Below are 16,085 nucleotides of genomic sequence, written 5' to 3'. Positions count from 1 at the left end.
TCAACATCCGGGGGGGTGTTCCGACCGTCCTACGAGGTCGTCTCCGCGTGCCTGTCGTCATGCGCTGACGCCGTTCGACGCCTCTGCGAGCCTCCCCGTTTGGTTCTGTCGAACCTCTGATCCCTGGGGGGGATCTTTTTGTTCTTCATGCGTTCCAAGCGTGCCCGTCGTCTCGCCGGCTGCACGGCTCTCGCCGTCTCCGCGGGCATGCTCCTGGCGAGCCCGGCGTCCGCCGACTCGCCGACGCCGCGCCCGACGGCCGAGAAGCCCGCGCAGACCTTCACCGCCCCGTCGCAGCGGGCCGTCCCGCAGACGGAAGGCGCCCGTGCCGGGGTCGCCGGCGTCACGGCGGAGCGTCCGCCGTCGCGCTCGGACCTGGACGGCGACGGCAAGAGCGACATCATCATGCGCATCGGCGGCGAGCTGCACACGGCGACGACGAACTCCACGGGCGCCGAGTTCTACCGCAACGACGGGGACACCTCCTTCATCAAGGACGTCATCCCGATCGGCGACCAGGACCTGAACGGCAGCGGCCCCGAGGTCCTGACGCTCTCGAAGTTCGGCCTGCTGTCCCTGTACGGCGACTCCACCCCGTCCTACGGCGACTTCCGCTGGTCCGGACCGGGCTGGCAGGTCTACAACAAGGTCTTCTCGCCCGGCGACATCAGCGGCGACGGCCGTGCCGACGTGCTGGCCCGTACGCCCGCCGGTGAGCTGTGGGTGTACGTCTCGACCGGCACCCCGAACGCGCCGTTCCACGCGCCCAAGCTGGTCGGCAAGGGCTGGCACGTCTACGACCAGCTGATCGGCCTGGGCGACAGCGACGGCGACGGCCGGGGCGACTTCCTCGCCCGTACGCCCTCCGGCGTGCTCTTCTACTACGGGAGCACCGGCAGCCCGTACTCGGTGAAGGCCCGCAAGGAGGTCGGCCGGGGCTGGCAGCAGTACAACCAGATCATCGGCGTCGACGACGACAACGCCAACGGGATCCCCGACGTCCTCGCGCGCGGTGTCGACGGCACGCTGTACGAGTACTTCGGCACCGGCGGCGGCTACTACACCGCCCGCCATCAGGCCAGCTCCGCGGGCGGCTGGGCCGGGGTGGACCAGTTCTCCGGTACGGGCAACATCCCGGCGCACGGCAAGGAGGGCATGGTCGCCCGTACCAAGGGCGGCACGCTCTTCTGGTACAACTCGCTGAACAACGGCCGGCTCGCCGCCCGCGCCCAGATCAGCGACGACAACGGCTGGTACGGCGCGACGCTGTTCGAGGTCAACTCGCTCGGCCGGGACGGGGTCTCCGACACGCTGGAGATCTACAACGGCCACCTCTACGGCAACGAGGTGGACTTCGGCGGCGGCTGGGGCGCGATCGACCAGATCGCCGGCCCGGGCGACCTGAACGGCGACGGCACCGGCGACTTCGTGGCCCGTGACCGCGACGGCGTCCTGTGGCTGTACCGCAGCAACTACGACGGCACCGCTCTGCACGCCCGCGTCAGGGTCGGCAGCGGCTGGAACGCGTACGACCGGATCGTCGGCTCGGGCGACCTCACCAGCGACGGTCTGAACGACCTGGTGGCCCGCGCCAAGGACGGCACGCTCTACCTGTACCAGGGCACCGGCCAGGCCGGTTACCCGTTCAAGTCCCGCGTCAAGATCGGCGGCGGCTGGAACGCGTACGCGAAGATCGTGGCGCCCGGTGACATCACCGGTGACGGCAGGGCCGACCTGCTCGCGGTGAACTCGGGCGGCGAGCTGTTCCGCTACACCGGCAACGGCGAGGCGGGCTGGGTCTTCAAGCCGCGCGCCTCCATCGGCACCGGCTACCAGATCTACAACGGTCTGTACTAGTCGCAGCGCATCCCCAGGACGCCCCGCGCCGGTTCCCCGGTGCGGGGCGTCCCGCGTCCGTGGGGGGCATGTCATGTCCGGGAGGTATGCTCCCCACACGCCGGGGTGTCCGCCCTTCGTACGCGCTTTCCTCCGTAGCGAGGCGCCGCGGACCCGTTCCCGGTCCCACGACATTCTGGTCCCTGGGGGGGATCTCTTGCGTTCTGTGCACTTCTCCCGCGCACGCCTCGGCGCGTGCACCGCGCTCGTGCTCTCCGCGGGCATGCTGCTCGCGGCCCCTGCCTCGGCCGGTCAGGCCGGGCCGCGCCCGGTCGCCGAGAAGCCGGCGGCCGGTTCCACCGTGCCGTCCCTGGACCGGCCCCTGAGCGGCGCGGCCCGTCAGGGCGCCGACGCGACCTCCGGGGTCGGCGCCTCGCCGCAGCTGTCGGACTTCGACGGCGACGGCGCGAGCGACCTGATCTTCCGCGACGCCGACGGGAAGGTCTACACGACCGCGGGCCAGGGACAGCCGTTCGGTTCCTTCCCGGAGCCTCCGAAGGACATCGTCCCGATCGGCAACCAGGACGGGAACGCCAGCGGCCCCGAGGTCCTGACGCTGTCCGCGCAGGGTGCCCTCCGGCTGTACGCGGACGCCACGCCGACCGGCGGGAGCTACGTCTGGCAGGGCAACGGCTGGAACACCTACAACAAGGTCGTCGCGCCCGGCGACGTGAACGACGACGGCCGGGCGGACCTGGTCGCCCGCGACCTCGACGGCAACCTGTGGCTGTACTACGCCACCGGCGTCCGCACCGCACCGTTCTCGGAGCGCGTGAAGATCGGCACCGGCTACAACATCTACGACCAGCTCTTCGGCATCGGCGACAACAACGGCGACGGCTGGGCGGACCTGCTCGGCCGCGACACCGCCGGCACCCTGTGGTTCTACGCCGGTACGGGCGACAAGGCGAAGCCGTTCGCCACCCGCCGGTCGATCGGCACCGGCTGGGGCGTCTACAACCAGATCCTGCCCGTCGGCGACGACAACGGCGACGGCAACGGCGAGCTGATCGCCCGCGACTCCAAGGGCACGCTCTGGTACTACACGGGCAAGGGCGACGGCACCCTCGCGGCGCGTGAGGTGATCGACAACACGGGCGACTGGGCCGGGGTCCCGCAGTTCGGCGGGGCGGGCAACATCCCGGTCACCGGCGCCAAGGAGGGCGTCTTCGCCCGGGACGCCTCCGGCACGATGTACTGGTACAGGAGCTCGAACACCGGTGGGCTGAGCGCCCGCAGCCAGTACGGCACGGCCGGTGGCTGGAGCGGTGCCAACTTCACGCACCTGTCCACGATGGACCAGGACGCCTCGTCGGACGTCGCGGAGATCTACCAGGGCCACCTCTACATCGACGGCGAGGACATCGGCGGCGGCTGGGGCGTCTACAACGCGATCGTCGGTCCCGGCGACCTGTCCGGCGACGGCAAGGGCGACCTGCTGGCCCGCGACGGTTCCGGCGTCCTCTACCTGTACAAGGGCAACGGCGCCGGCACCGCCCTCGCCGCCCGCGTCAAGGTCGGCACCGGCTGGGGCGTCTACAACAAGATCGTCGGCGCGGGCGACTACACCGGCGACGGCCGTACGGACATCGTGGCCCGCACCTCGGGCGGCGACCTGTACCTGTACGCCGGCACCGGCAACCCCCTCACGCCGTTCAAGGCCCGCCAGAACATCGGCACGGGCTGGAACACGTACTCCAAGATCGTCGCCCCCGGCGACCTCGACGCCGACGGCAAGGGCGACCTGCTCGGGATCACCTCGGGCGGCGACCTCTACCGCTACCTGAACACCTCGCCGGGCAAGTTCACCTCCCGGGTCAACATCGGCCACGGCTACGGCGTCTACAACAGCATGTCCTGACGGGCCCGCACACGGGGGCGCCCCGCACCGGACCTCCGGTGCGGGGCGCCCGCGCGTTCATCCCCTTCAGGGCTTCTTGCGGGCGACGGCGAAGATCCGGCGGAACGGGAAGACCGTGCCGTGCGGGCCGGGCGGGTAGGCCTCGCGCAGGAGCAGGCGGTACTGGGCGAGGAAGGCGTCGACCGCCTCCCGGTCGTCGCCCAGGGCGGTGAGGACGGGCCGCAGCGCGGTGCCCTTGACCCAGTCCAGGACGGGGTCCTCCCCCTGGAGCAGCTGGCAGTACGTGGTCTCCCAGACGTCCGTCTCGCAGCCGAGGTCGGTGAGGCGGGTGAGGTAGTCGGCGGTGTCGAGGACGTGGACGTAGCGGCGGCCCTGGTCGCCGAGGCGGGCCCGCCACTCGGGGGCCTCGCAGAGTTCGCCGAGCAGGGCGTGGCTGGGCGAGGTGAAGTTGCCGGGGACCTGGAAGGCGAGGGTGCCGCCGGGGCGGAGGCCGTCGATCCAGGCGGCGAAGGACTCGGGGTGGTTGGGCACCCACTGGAGGGCGGCGTTGGAGACGATCAGGTCGTAGGGCTCGTCGGGGGTCCAGTGGGCGGCGTCGGCGGGCCGGAAGTCGAGCCAGCCGCCGCCCCGGGTGGTGCCCGCCCAGTCCTTCTCGGCGCGTTCCAGCATCTCGGGCGAGAGGTCGAACCCGGTGATGTGGGCGTCGGTCCACCGGTCGGCGAGGAGGACCGTCACGTTGCCGGGTCCGCAGCCGAGGTCGGCGATGCGGGCGGGTCGCTGCTGAGCGGGCAGCTGCGGTATTCGGGCGAGGAGATCGAGGAACGGGCGGGTGCGGTGGCCGGAGTGTCGGAGGTACTGCTGTGGATCCCAGGTCGGTGCGGCGGTGTCCACGGAATGCATGTTCGAAGCCCCCTTGCTGGCACGAGTTGCCGAAGCGGAACGAAGTTCCGGCGGGGTCCCTTCCCCATAGTCCAGGAAAATATATCTTGACTCCAAGATACTCGAAATCGAGAAACTTGAACACAAGAGACTTTATGTCAACAGACCCTTTACACTGATCGTCATGGAGGACGAGGTCGACCGTCTGGTCGCAGCATGGCGCCGCGAGCGCCCCGACCTCGACGTGGAACCGCTCGAGGTGCTCAGCCGTGTCTCGCGGCTCGCCCGCCACCTCGACCGCGCCCGGCGGCTCGCCTTCTCCGAGCACCAGCTGGAGCCCTGGGAGTTCGACGTCCTCACCTCCCTGCGCCGCGCCGGAGCCCCGTACCAGCTCTCCCCCGGCCAGCTCCTCACCCAGACCCTGGTCACCTCCGGCACCATGACCAACCGCATCGACCGGCTCACCAAGAAGGGCCTGGTCGAGCGGCTCCCCGACCCCAGCGACCGGCGCGGGGTCCTGGTCCGGCTCACCCCCGAGGGCCGCGACCGCGCCGACGAGGCGCTCGCCGGACTCCTCGCCCAGGAGCGCGCCATCCTGGCCCAGCTCTCCCGCGCCCAGCGCGGCGAACTGGCCGCGCTGCTACGCCGGCTGACCGCCCCGTTCGACAACATCCCCGGATAGCACGGGCTCCGCGGGGCCCACGCCCGCCCGGCGGGCCAGCGCCACCGCCGCCAGCGTCGAGTGCACGCCCAGCTTCCCCAGCACGTTCTGCATGTGCGTCCGGACGGTGTGCGGGGAGAGGAAGAGGCGCTCGGCGACCGCCTTGCGGCCCAGGCCCGCGACCATGCAGCGCAGCACCTCCCGCTCGCGCGGGGTCAGCGACTCCACGAGCCGCTCGCTGTCCGTCCGGTGCCTGCGCGCCTCCGTCAGTTCCCGCAGGACGCCCGTGAGCAGCGCGGGCGGCAGATGCGTCTCGTCCCGCAGCACGCCCCGGACCACCGCGAGCAGCCGCTGCAGCGAGCAGTCCTTCGCGACCCAGCCGGAGGCCCCGGCCTGGAGCGCGAGCGCGGCCCGGCGCGGGTCGTCCTTCTCCGCGAGGACGATCGTGCGGAGCGCGGGCTGTGCCCGTCGCACGCCCATGACCAGCGAGATCCCGTCCACGGCACCCTCGGCGTCGGCGGGCACCGGGCGGGCCGCGGCCGCTCCGGCGGGTCCCGCGCCCAGCTCGGCGTCGACGAGCAGCACGTCGAACCGGCGGCCCTCCGCCGCACCGCGCTCCAGACAACGCAGGGCCGCCGGGCCGCTGCCGGCGGCGGCGACGTCGACGTCGGGCTCCGCCGCGAGGGCGGCGGCCAGCGATTCGGCGAAGATGCGGTGGTCGTCCACCACCAGGACGCGGATGCGTGCCACGGACACTCCCATAGTGTCGAGGAACGGACCGACGCGGGTACGGCGCCGGAGGCGGGTCCGTCGAGGACACGGCCGCCGCCGTGCATCGACTGCTACCCCAGCTCCTGGCGCCGTACCCGACGGGTCTCGCCCCCTGAACGGCACCGGCCCCCACCGGCGCTGCCCCTCAGAGTAGGGGCGGGGCGCAGCGGTGGGGGCCGATTCGCGGAACTGTCCGAAGTCGTGTGATCGCGAGCGGTGGTTCAGAGGCGGCGCGCGCCCGCTGAGGGGACGGCCGGGAAGATGCCCGGGGCCGCGTACCCGGCCTCGGCGAAGGCCTTCGCGACGGCGGCGGACACCTCCTCCGACCGTGCGGTCTCCACGAGGACGACGGCGGAGCCGCCGAAGCCGCCGCCGGTCATCCGGGCGCCGAGCGCCCCGGCCGCGTTCGCCGCCTCGACGACGAGGTCCAGTTCCGGGCAGGAGACCCGCAGGTCGTCCCGGAGGGAGGCGTGGCCCTCGGTGAGGACGGTGCCGACCGCGCGGGTGGCGCCGGCGCCGAGCAGCGCGATGGTCCGCTCCACGCGCGCGTTGTCGGAGACGACGTGCCGCACGTACCGCCGGATCGTCTCGTCGCTCAGGCGGTCGAGCGCTTCGGGCAGATGCGCGGCGCTCACCTCGCGCAGGGTGCGCACGCCGAGCGCCCGCGCACCCGCTTCGCACCCGGCGCGCCGCTCGGCGTACGCGCCGTCTCCGAGCGCGTGCTTCACGCGGGTGTCGACGACGAGCAGCCGGAGGCCCTCGCCCGCCAGGTCGAAGGGGACCTGGCGGTACGAGAGGTCCCGGGTGTCCAGATGGAGGGCGTGTCCCTCCTCGGCGCAGGCGGAGGCCATCTGGTCCATGACCCCGCAGGGCACGCCGACGAAGGCGTTCTCGGCGCGCTGGGCGATCCGGGCGAGCTCGGGGCGGGAGAGCCCGAGCCCGAACAGGTCGTTCAGGGCGAGCGCGGTGACGACCTCCAGGGCCGCCGAGGAGGACAGTCCGGCGCCGGTCGGCACGGTCGAGGTGAGGTGGACGTCGGCCCCGGCGACCGGGTGCCCGGCCTCCCGCAGCGCCCAGACGACACCGGCCGGGTAGGCCGCCCAGCCGCCGCCGGAGAGCGGCTCCAGGGCGTCGGCGTCCAGCTGGACGATCCCGCCGTCGACGTCGGCGGAGTGCAGGCGCAGGACGCCGTCGTCGCGGCGGGAGACGGCGGCGACGGTGGTGTGCGGCAGCGCGAGCGGCAGCACGAAGCCGTCGTTGAAGTCGGTGTACTCCCCGATGAGGTTGACCCGGCCGGGGGCGGCCCAGAGGCCGTCGGGCGCGGCGCCGTAGAGCGCCTCGAAGTCGGCGGCGGGGTTCACGCGCCCTCCTCCTCGCGGAGGCGGGCGAAGGCCCAGGCGTCGGCGACGACGTCCGCGAGGTCCGGGCGGGACGGGGTCCAGCCGAGCCGCTCGCGGGCGGCCTCGGCGGAGGCGACGAGGACGGCGGGGTCGCCGGGGCGGCGCGGGGCGGTGGTCTCCGGGATCGGGTGGCCGGTGACCTTGCGGACGGTCTCGATCACCTCGCGGACGGAGAAGCCGTTGCCGTTGCCGAGGTTGCAGATCAGGTGCTCGCCGGCCGGGACGGTGTCCGCGGTCATGGCGTCCAGGGCGAGGAGGTGGGCCTCGGCGAGGTCGGCGACGTGGATGTAGTCGCGGACGCAGGTGCCGTCCGGGGTCGGGTAGTCCTCGCCGTGGACGTTGATCGCCTCGCGCCGGCCGAGGGCGACCTGGAGGACGAGCGGGATCAGGTGGGACTCGGGCTCGTGGCGTTCGCCGAGCGGGCCGTGCGCCCCGGCGACGTTGAAGTACCGCAGGGAGACGGCGGCCAGGCCGTGGGCGGCGCACTCCCCGCCGATCATGTGGTCGACGGCCAGCTTGCTCGCCCCGTACGGGCTGGTGGGCGCGGTGGGCGCGGTCTCGGTGATCGGCACGGCCGCCGGCTCGCCGTAGGTGGCGGCGGTGGACGAGAAGACCAGTGCGCGGACGCCGGCCGACCGCATGGCGGCGAGCAGGGCCATGGTGCCGCCGACGTTGTTCTCCCAGTACTTCTCGGGCTTGGCGACGGACTCGCCGACCTGGGAGGAGGCGGCGAAGTGCAGGACGCCGTCGTAGGAGCCGTCGAGCCACCGCGCGGCGTCCTGGACGCGGCCCTGGATGAACTCGGCGCCCTCGGGGACGGCTTCGGCGAAGCCGGTGGAGAGGTCGTCGAGGACGGTGACCCGGTGGCCCCGTGCCAGGAGGTGGGCGGCGACCACGCTGCCCACGTAGCCCGCCCCGCCCGTCACCAGATACTTCGGCGTCATGCGCTTGCCACCTCTCGGAGTCGTCGGGCCGCGTCCTCCGGCCTCACGTCGTTCATGAACGCGCCCATGCCGGACTCGGTGCCCGCGAGGAACTTCAGCTTGCCAGGGGCCCGTCGGACGGTGAAAAGCTCCAGGTGCAGTCCGAGGTCCTCGCGCCGCTCGTCCGTGAAGGGCGCCTGGTGCCAGGCGGCGATGTAGGGCGTCGGCGGCTCGTCCGGGCCGAAGATCCGGTCGAAGCGCCTCAAGAGTTCCAGGTAGACCTGTGCGAACTCTGTGCGGGCGGCCTCGTCGAGGGCGAGCAGGTCGGGCACCCGGTTCCTGGGGTGGAGGTGGACCTCGTACGGCCAGTGGGCGGCGTACGGCACGAAGGCGATCCAGTGCCCGGTCTCCAGGACCACCCGCTCGCCGTCGGCCCGTTCGCGGGCGACGAGGTCGTCGAAGAGGTTCCGTCCGGTCGCCGCGCGGTGCTCGTCGACGCGGCGGCGCATGGCGGCCGTCCGGGGCGTGACGTACGGGAAGGCGTAGATCTGGCCGTGCGCGTGGGGCAGGGTGACGCCGATCTCCCGGCCGCGGTTCTCGAAGCAGTAGACCTGCTCGACGCCGGGCAGGGCGGAGAGTTCGGCGGTGCGGTCGGTCCAGGCGTCGAGGACGAGCCGGGCGCGCTCCTCGGTGAGGTCGGCGAAGGAGTCCGTGTGGTCGTCGGTGAAGCAGACGACCTCGCAGCGGCCGACGCCGCCGGAGAGGGAGGGGAAGCGGTTCTCGAAGACCACCACCTCGTAGCTCTCCTCGGGGATCTCGCTCTCGTGGCCGTCCCTGGCGGGGCAGAGCGGGCAGGCGTCGGCCGGCGGGTGGTAGGTGCGGGCCTGCCGGTGCGAGGCGACGGCGACGTGGTCGCCGGTCAGCTCGTCGTGGCGGATCTCGGAGCGGGAGACGACCGGGGTGAGCGGGCGGGGGTCGACGGCGGTGCGGGCGGTGTCGTCGCGCGTGTCGTAGTAGATCAGCTCGCGGCCGTCGGCGAGCGTGGTGACGGTCTTCTTCACGGGGGTGCCCTCCGACGGGACCAAACATAACCACGCAAAAATAATCACATTCAAACATCCCCGTCAATGGCGAAGCGGACCCCGCGCACCGGGGCCCGCCGATGTCACCCCGAAAGGGGTACGGGAGAAACCCTCAGAGGGAACCGCGCGGCGCCGGCACCGCCCGGTCGAGCAGCCCCGTCCGCGCCGCGAGCGCCGCCGCCTCCAGCCGCGAACCGACCCCCAGCTTCATCAGGACCCGCTGCACGTGCGTCCGCGCCGTGCTCGGCGCGATCCCCATCCCCGCCGCGATCAGCCGGGTGTCCTCGCCCTCCGCGACCCGCACCAGGACCTCCACCTCCCGCTGCGTCAGGAGCCGGAGCAGCCGCTGCGCCTCGTCGTCCGGCTGCGCCGAGGGGTGCAGCAGCTCCGCGAAGGCCCCCTGGAGCAGCTGCGGCGCCACCGCCGCCTCCCCCGCCCGCGCCTTCACCAGGGCCCGCTCGACGCCCTCGATGCGCTCGTCGTGGCGGACGTATCCCGAGGCCCCGGCCGCGAACGCCGCCGCGATCCCGCGCGGCGACGGCACCGGACCGAGCACGACGACGGCCACCTGCGGCCGCTCCCGCTTGATCCGTACGACCGGGTCGAAGGTCCCCGGCGCGTCCGGCGTCGCCGTGCCCAGGAGGCAGACCTCCGGCGCCCGGCCCACCACGAGCTCCGCCGCCCCCGCCACCGGCGCGGCCGCCGCGAGCACCCGGTGCCCGCGCAGCTTCAGCGCCGAGGCGAGCGCCTCCGCGAGCAGGCGGTGGTCGTCCACCACCACCAGGCGTACGCCCATTCCGGTCATCCCCCCTCCTCCTGGCCGGCCGGACGCCCCGGCGGCCCGACCCGGCAAGCTACACGCTCCCCCGCCCCGGCCGCCGACATGCGCGAGGGCCCCTCCGGATCACCGGAGGGGCCCTCGGCCGTCTGGCGGGCCGTCAGTGCCCGACGGAGAAGGAGACGATCAGGTACTCCTTGATGCCGCCGGCCGAGGCCGACTCCCGGGGCTTGCTGACCATCGTCTCCGAGATGAAGAACCGGCCGTCCCGGTAGAGGAGTTCGGCGCCGTTCAGGCTGAAGCTGTTCTCGACGTCGTGGATCGACTTGTCCCCCGGGTTCTCCAGGAGCAGCGTCTCCTTCATCGTGCCGCCGTCGATCGACACGATCCGCCCGCCCTTGTCGTACGGCGGGGCCTTGTAGGCGATGAGGTTGCCGCCGTCCATGCGGAGCGGGACCAGGGTGTACTTGTCACCCGCGTCGGCCTTCTCCGGCACCGTGCGCCCGGTGGCCAGGTCGAAGGCGATGACCTCGTTGGTCTCGTCGCCGTACTCGCCGGTGCTGCCCTCGTGCTCCTCGGTCGGCACGTACAGCCGGCCGTTGCCGACGAGCGCCTGGCTGCAGGACTCGACCTCGGTCGAGCGGCAGCGGGCCGCGTACTGGTCCGCGTCCGCCGTGATCTTCGCCTTCAGCTTCCCGGTCTTCTCGTCGATGGAGAAGAAGTCCGAGATGCCGCTGCCGTCGCCGGCGGTGTCGCCGACGTCGGCCGCGACGACCAGCGGCTTGGTGGAGACGACCGAGGCGTACTTCGCGCCGGGCGGCATCTGGTACTGCGAGATCGGGGCGCCCGTCATCGGGTTGAGGTTCTGGATCAGCACCTTCGGGCTGTCGTACTGCCCGCACTTGCGGACCGCGACGAGGCCCTCGCCGCCGCCGTACCCCATGTCGTAGCAGTTCTGGTCGTTGGCCTGCGGCTTCCAGCGCGGGTTGCCGTTGGCGAGGTCGAAGGCGGCGCCGCCGTCGGTGCCGCCGGCCGCGACGGTCTTCCCGCTGAGCGTGACCTCGTTGAACCGCACCTTCTGGTCGCCGGCGGAGCCGCCGGTGACCGAGGTCGACCACAGCAGCTTGCCGGTGTTCAGGTCGACCACGCCGACCTCGGTGCACGGCTGGTAGTAGCGCGGCCCCACCCGCTTGGTGGCCTCGAAGAGGATCGGCGCCTTGTTGTCCGCGGTGATGTGGCGCGAGGCGCCGCAGACCTGGCCGGTCAGCGGCAGCGTCCACAGGACGGTGCCCCTGTCCAGGTCGTAGGCGACGAGCGAGTTCACGCCCGGCTTCACGAACGCCTTGTCGGTGATCCAGGAGCCGGAGACGTCGGTGATGTCCGCGACCTTCGGCTCCGCCACCTGGAAGGCCATCTTCGCCCGGGTGTTCGCCGGGGCCTTCTCCTTGCCGCCGCCACCGAGGCCCTTGCCACCGGTGTCGCCGCCCGCGGAGGAGCCCTGCGAGGTGCCGCCCGTGCCCTTGGCCTCGTTCCCCCCGTCACCGCCGCCGGAGTTGGCGTACCAGATGCCGACGCCGATGATCAGGACCACGGCGACGGCCGCCGCGATGACGATCTGGAGCTGCGCCGACAGCTTCCTGCCGCCCGCGGCCGGGGCCGGGGCGGGCTGCTGGTAGCCGCCGTACTGCGGCTGCTGCGGCTGGGTCGGGTAGCCGTACGGGGGCTGGCCCGGCTGCTGCTGCGGGTAGCCGCCGTACTGCTGGGGCTGCTGGGGCTGCTGCGGCGCGGTGGGGTAGCCGTACGCCGGGGGCTGCTGCTGCGGGTACCCGTAGCCCGGATCGGGCTGGGGTGCCTGCGGCGGCTGGGGCGGCTGCTGCGGGTAGCCGTACCCCGGCTGCTGCTGCGGCGGCGGGGGCGTCGGGGCGCCGAAGCCGCCCTGCGGGTCCGGCGGCTGGTTCGGCGGCGGGGGTGGCTGCGTCATCGGTCCGTGTACCTCACTTGCTGAAGGCCATCATCGTCTTGACCTGCATCTCGTCCTTGTCGTTGGACGCCGACACACGTCCGCTCGCCACCACGAAGGTGCCGCTGCCGTAGGCGAAGCTCGCGTCGTAGAAGTTGCTCTCGATCCCGGCGGTCGAGGCCGGGTGCTGGAGCAGGATCTTCGGCGCGCCGCCGGTCGGGGCGAGGGTGGCGACGGCGCCGCCCTTGTCGTACGACGGGTCCACGTACAGCAGGACCTGGCCGCCCTCCATGCGCAGCGGCGTCATCGGCTGGTCGCCGGGGGCCTTGGAACGCCACTTGGCCTTGCCGGTGTTCAGGTCGAAGGCGACGACCTCGTTGCCCTGGCCGTAGCCGGTCTCCGTGGCCATGTAGAAGGTGTTCGCGTCGGCCGCGACGCCCGTGCAGCCCGAGAGGTTCTTGCCGAAGACGACGAAGCTGCCGCCGCACGAGGGCGCGAACTTGTCGTTGCCGCCCTGGATCTGGGAGCGGAGCTTGCCGTTGGCGTTCAGCGCGAAGATGGACCACTTCTTCTGGTCGCGCTGGGTGGCCGAGACGACCAGCGGGTCGACCGAGTAGACCTTGTCGACCTCCCAGTTCGCCTCCAGCTGGAAGGTGAACTTCGGCTTGCCGGTGTTGGGGTCGACCTCGCCGACCGCCTGGACCTTCTTGGACGTGCTGCCCGAGGGGCAGTCCATGGCGGCGATCAGCTTGCTGCCGCCCGCGTAGGCGAAGGGCTTGCAGCCGCTGTCGGGGCCCTTGAAGAGCTGGTGGCCGTCGGCGAGGGAGAAGCCGTACGCGCTGCTGGAACCGGCGGCGGTGACCGTGTTGCCGCTGATGGCCAGGGTGTTGTCGGAGAAGGCGAAGAAGCCCGTGGCCTTCGGGACGGCCTTCTTCCAGCCGGGCTTGCCCGTCTTGAGGTCGACCTTCTGGAGCTGGGTGCACTTGGCGCCGTCCTTGGCGCTCTCGGCGTAACCGAAGACCATGGTGCCGTCGGCGGCGGGCTGCGGCGGGACCGCGCACAGCTCGAACGGCATGTCGACGTGCCACTTGCGCTTGCCGTCGCCCAGGGCGTAGCCGTCGACGCCCTTGTACATCGCCTTGACGACGGTGTCGCCGACGATCCACGGGCCGAAGACGTCGGAGCCGTTGCGGGGCAGGTCGACGTCGTTCTTCAGCAGCCAGTTGACCTTCGCCTCGCCGGCCTGCCGGCCCGCGTTGAGGTCCTCCTCGCCGTTGTCGCCGTCGCCCGTGCCGTCGCCCTGGTCCACCGACTCGGTGGGCTTGGGGGCTCCGGTGGCGGTGGCCGTGGCGGTGGGCTGCGCGACCGGGTCCTTCTCGTCGTCCCCGCCGACGACGGCCCAGGTCGTGACGGCGGCGACCAGGACGGCCGCGGCGGCCACGCCCGCGACGACACCGGTCCGGCCCTTGAACGGGCCGCCGCCGGGGGTCTGGGGCGGGGTGGGTCCGCCCGGGTACGCGGGCTGCTGGGCCGGGTAGCCGCCGTAGGGGTTCTGCTGCTGGCCGTAGGGGCCCGGCTGGCCCTGCTGCGGGTAGCCGTACGGCTGCGGCGCCGGCTGGCCGTACGGGCCGGGCTGGCCCGGCTGGCCGTACGGGCCCGGCTGCGGGGCCTGGCCCGGCTGCTGCGGGTAGCCGTACCCGGGCTGCGTCGGCTGGCCGTACGGTCCCGGCGCGGCCGGCGGCGGGGACTGCGGCGCGGGCGGGGTCTGCGGCGCCTGCGGCGGCACCGGCGGGACGGGCGGCATCCCCTGGCCCGGTGCCTGGTTCGGCTCCTGCGGGGCTCCGAAGCCCCCCGGCGGCTGGTTGCTGGGCGGCTGGGTCATCAGCGGTTCCCCCTTGACGTGAACGGGTTTTCTTTCTACCACTCACGCGATGGCGCAAAAGCGACCGGTCCTCCCCTTGTACCCAAGGGAGGACCGGCCTGTGATGCCCTCGTTATGCGTCGCGGACGCGAAGTGCGACTACGCGTCCTCAGCCAGCTCCAGCCAGCGCATCTCCAATTCCTCCCGCTCCCCCGCGAGTTCCCGGAGCTCCGCGTCGAGCTTCGCCACCTTCTCGAAATCGGTGGCGTTGTCGGCGATCTGCGCGTGCAGCTTCGCCTCCTTGTCGGAGAGCTTGTCGAGCTGACGCTCGACCTTCTGCAGCTCCTTCTTGGCCGCGCGGGCGTCCGCGGCGGAGACGCCCGGCTTCTGCTGCGCGGGCGCGGCGGCGGGCGCCGGGACCGACGCCTCGATCATCTTCTGCCGCCGCTCCAGGTACTCGTCGATGCCGCGCGGCAGCATCCGCAGGGTCCGGTCGCCGAGCAGCGCGAACGTCCGGTCCGTGGTGCGCTCGATGAAGAACCGGTCGTGGGAGATGACGATCATGGAGCCCGGCCAGCCGTCGAGGAGGTCCTCCAGCTGCGTCAGGGTCTCGATGTCGAGGTCGTTGGTGGGCTCGTCGAGGAAGAGGACGTTCGGCTCGTCCATCAGGAGGCGCAGCAGCTGGAGGCGGCGGCGCTCACCACCGGAGAGGTCGCCGACGGGAGTCCACTGCTTCTCCTTGGAGAAGCCGAACTGCTCGCAGAGCTGTCCGGCCGTCATCTCGCGGCCCTTGCCGAGGTCGACCCGGTCGCGGACCTGCTGGACGGCCTCCAGGACGCGCAGCGTGGCGGGGAGTTCGGTGACGTCCTGCGAGAGGTAGGCGAGGCGGACGGTCTTGCCGACGACGATCCTGCCGGCGGCCGGCTGCTTCTCGCCCTGGCTGAAGGCCGCTTCGGCGAGCGCCCGCAGGAGTGAGGTCTTGCCCGCGCCGTTGACGCCGACGAGGCCGACGCGGTCGCCGGGCCCGAGCTGCCAGGTGAGGTGCTTGAGCAGCTCCTTGGGGCCGGCGGTGACGCTCACGTCCTCCAGGTCGAAGACCGTCTTGCCGAGGCGGGCGTTGGCGAACTTCATCAGTTCGCTGGTGTCGCGCGGCGGCGGCACGTCGGCGATCAGCTCGTTCGCGGCCTCGATGCGGTAGCGGGGCTTGGAGGTGCGGGCGGGGGCGCCGCGCCGCAGCCAGGCCAGCTCCTTGCGCATGAGGTTCTGCCGCTTGGCCTCCTCCGTGGCCGCGATCCGCTCGCGCTCGGCGCGGGCGAAGACGTAGTCGGAGTAGCCGCCCTCGTACTCGTGCACGGCGCCGCGCTGCACGTCCCACATGCGGGTGCAGACCTGGTCGAGGAACCAGCGGTCGTGGGTGACGCAGACGAGCGCCGAGCGGCGGTTCTGGAGGTGGCCGGCGAGCCAGGCGATGCCCTCGACGTCGAGGTGGTTGGTGGGCTCGTCGAGGACGATCAGGTCCTGGTCCTCGATGAGGAGCTTGGCGAGCGCGATGCGCCGCCGCTCGCCGCCGGACAGCGGGCCGATGACCGTGTCGAGGCCCTGCTCGAAGCCGGGCAGGTCGAGCCCGCCGAAGAGGCCGGTGAGCACGTCGCGGATCTTGGCGCTGCCCGCCCACTCGTGGTCCGCCATGACGCCGATGACCTCGTGCCGGATGGTGGCCTTCGGGTCGAGGGAGTCGTGCTGGGTGAGGACCCCGAGGCGGAGGCCGCCGCTGTGGGTGACGCGGCCGGTGTCGGCCTCCTCCAGCTTGGCGAGCATCCGGATGAGGGTGGTCTTGCCGTCGCCGTTGCGTCCGACGACCCCGATCCGGTCCCCTTCGGAGACGCCGAGCGAGACCCCGTCGAGCAGGGCACGGGTGCCGTACACCTTGCTGACGGCCTCGACATTGACCAGGTTGACGGCCACGTTCACTCCTGTACGGGGGATCGATCGACGTCCAAGGGTACGTCGCGC

General features: G+C 72.3%; 12 protein-coding genes. 3 read left to right on the top strand and 9 right to left on the bottom strand.

The window, feature by feature from the left end:
- Positions 1-147 precede the first annotated feature (147 nt).
- Positions 148-1,857: an FG-GAP repeat domain-containing protein gene (locus tag ACIGW4_RS21960; RefSeq protein ID WP_399582410.1), complete on the top strand. Its 1,710-nt coding sequence runs from the start codon at positions 148-150 to the stop codon at positions 1,855-1,857.
- Positions 1,858-2,062: 205 nt separating this feature from the next.
- Positions 2,063-3,757, top strand: a complete 1,695-nt coding sequence (locus tag ACIGW4_RS21955; RefSeq protein WP_399582482.1) for an FG-GAP repeat domain-containing protein — start codon at positions 2,063-2,065, stop codon at positions 3,755-3,757.
- Between the two features lie 66 nt (positions 3,758-3,823).
- Here the strand turns inward: ACIGW4_RS21955 and ACIGW4_RS21950 are convergent, their stop codons facing one another.
- Positions 3,824-4,657: a trans-aconitate 2-methyltransferase gene (locus ACIGW4_RS21950; protein ID WP_123459151.1), complete on the bottom strand. Its 834-nt coding sequence runs from the start codon at positions 4,655-4,657 to the stop codon at positions 3,824-3,826.
- 163 nt (positions 4,658-4,820) lie between these two features.
- Here ACIGW4_RS21950 and ACIGW4_RS21945 point away from each other — a divergent pair, with 163 nt between their 5' ends.
- A complete protein-coding gene (locus ACIGW4_RS21945) occupies positions 4,821-5,318 on the top strand; it encodes a MarR family winged helix-turn-helix transcriptional regulator (RefSeq protein ID WP_017241145.1) in 498 nt (165 codons plus the stop codon).
- Here ACIGW4_RS21945 and ACIGW4_RS21940 read toward each other — a convergent pair.
- The 8 genes from ACIGW4_RS21940 to ACIGW4_RS21905 form a co-directional block, all read right to left on the bottom strand.
- Complete coding sequence (locus ACIGW4_RS21940) at positions 5,277-6,059, bottom strand: response regulator transcription factor (protein WP_123459150.1); 783 nt, start codon at positions 6,057-6,059, stop codon at positions 5,277-5,279. The genes ACIGW4_RS21945 and ACIGW4_RS21940 overlap by 42 nt on opposite strands.
- Before the next feature lie 230 nt (positions 6,060-6,289).
- The gene (gene galK / locus ACIGW4_RS21935) at positions 6,290-7,429 is read right to left on the bottom strand and encodes a galactokinase (protein ID WP_399582407.1); all 1,140 of its coding nucleotides are present in this window, start codon (positions 7,427-7,429) and stop codon (positions 6,290-6,292) included.
- On the bottom strand, positions 7,426-8,412 hold the full coding sequence (gene galE / locus ACIGW4_RS21930) for a UDP-glucose 4-epimerase GalE (RefSeq protein ID WP_399582405.1): 987 nt from the start codon (positions 8,410-8,412) through the stop codon (positions 7,426-7,428). Before galE ends, galK begins: the two co-directional genes overlap by 4 nt.
- Complete coding sequence (gene galT, locus ACIGW4_RS21925) at positions 8,409-9,452, bottom strand: galactose-1-phosphate uridylyltransferase (RefSeq protein ID WP_399582403.1); 1,044 nt, start codon at positions 9,450-9,452, stop codon at positions 8,409-8,411. The genes galE and galT overlap by 4 nt, the downstream gene beginning before the upstream one ends.
- Positions 9,453-9,585: 133 nt before the next feature.
- A complete protein-coding gene (locus tag ACIGW4_RS21920) occupies positions 9,586-10,269 on the bottom strand; it encodes a LuxR C-terminal-related transcriptional regulator (protein WP_398712436.1) in 684 nt (227 codons plus the stop codon).
- A gap of 142 nt (positions 10,270-10,411) precedes the next feature.
- Positions 10,412-12,232 (bottom strand): PQQ-binding-like beta-propeller repeat protein, encoded by a 1,821-nt coding sequence (locus ACIGW4_RS21915; protein WP_398712345.1) that lies wholly within the window; start codon positions 12,230-12,232, stop codon positions 10,412-10,414.
- A 13-nt stretch (positions 12,233-12,245) separates the two neighbouring features.
- Positions 12,246-14,093, bottom strand: a complete 1,848-nt coding sequence (locus tag ACIGW4_RS21910) for a hypothetical protein (RefSeq protein WP_399582402.1) — start codon at positions 14,091-14,093, stop codon at positions 12,246-12,248.
- Between the two features lie 138 nt (positions 14,094-14,231).
- Positions 14,232-16,037 (bottom strand): ABC-F family ATP-binding cassette domain-containing protein, encoded by a 1,806-nt coding sequence (locus ACIGW4_RS21905; protein WP_123459144.1) that lies wholly within the window; start codon positions 16,035-16,037, stop codon positions 14,232-14,234.
- Positions 16,038-16,085: the final 48 nt, after the last annotated feature.

The sequence above is a fragment of the Streptomyces sp. NPDC053513 genome (assembly GCF_044544765.1).
Classification (GTDB): Bacteria; Actinomycetota; Actinomycetes; order Streptomycetales; family Streptomycetaceae; genus Streptomyces; species Streptomyces litmocidini.
Note: the sequence above shows the minus strand (reverse complement) of the source record. Positions and strands in the feature narration are given on the sequence as shown.